The 897-nt window shown below is 51.1% G+C and carries 1 protein-coding gene and 1 pseudogene; both read right to left on the bottom strand.

The window, feature by feature from the left end; translation table 11 throughout:
- Positions 1–560: hypothetical protein (locus HMPREF0673_RS10560; RefSeq protein ID WP_040596849.1), on the bottom strand; the 560-nt coding region annotated here is incomplete at its 3' end.
- A gap of 97 nt (positions 561–657) precedes the next feature.
- Positions 658–897: pseudogene (locus HMPREF0673_RS14585) on the bottom strand (hypothetical protein); the annotation flags it as partial.

Below are 897 nucleotides of genomic sequence, written 5' to 3'. Positions count from 1 at the left end.
ACTGTGAAGAGCTGTGCCTCACCGTTAGCAGCGTGGATGCCGCTGATTGCTGTCTCCGAATCCTCCTTGTAGTTGAACTCACCCTCGTAAGAGATAGAACCACCTTCGAGATTGAAGAACATCTCGATTTCGTTCTCAGAGAGCTCCTTCCATTCGAACGTTGCGCTGATAGCTGCTCCGAAGAACTCTGTTGTAGCGTTGTCGGAAGTAGTCATTAAGAATATTCCCTCCGGTGTTACTGTTCCATTCTCATCATCGCCCTCTGCGAGCGGGTCGAGAGCAGGCTCATCGGTATCAAACTTACCAACGAACACGAGGTCGGCAGTCTTACCGTTGAGAGTGATGTCCTTCAGAGTCACCTTGCACGAATTGTCAGAGTACTTGATGATGTTCACCTCTGCCTTGTCGGTCTTGAAGAGGTCGAGAGACTCGTCCTCCGACTCAAGGTTGAAGATGTGGAGGTTGCTCTTGTATGTCTTGTTCGATGTCTCTGTCACCTCTGGCTCTGAAGGCTCTGTGGTGCCGAAGTCGTCGGTGCCGAAGGTATACTTCAGTGTCACCTTCTTGCCGTTATGCACAATAACACAAAGAGGGCATGGCGGAATGCCATGCCCTCTTATTTGTAATATTTGCTTGGTTGCTGCACCCTATAGGGGGTTATTGCAAACCTTTTACTTCTTCTATTGATAAACCTGAGCCCTGTGCAACCTGCTCTACGGTAAATCCCATTGCAAGGAACTGCTTCGCAATAGCCTTCTTCTCTTCCGCACGTCCTTCCGCACGTCCTTCCGCACGACCTTCCGCACGTCCTTCCGCACGTCCTTGTTTCATACCTTTGGCGTGTCCTTCCGCATGACCCTCCGCGTGTCCTTTCTCTCGTGCTTCGCGCTCTGCAGC

The sequence above is a fragment of the Leyella stercorea DSM 18206 genome (genome assembly GCF_000235885.1).
Taxonomy (GTDB): Bacteria; Bacteroidota; Bacteroidia; order Bacteroidales; family Bacteroidaceae; genus Prevotella; species Prevotella stercorea.
The sequence above is the reverse complement of the archived record's forward strand: the minus strand, read 5'-3'. Positions and strand labels throughout refer to the sequence as shown.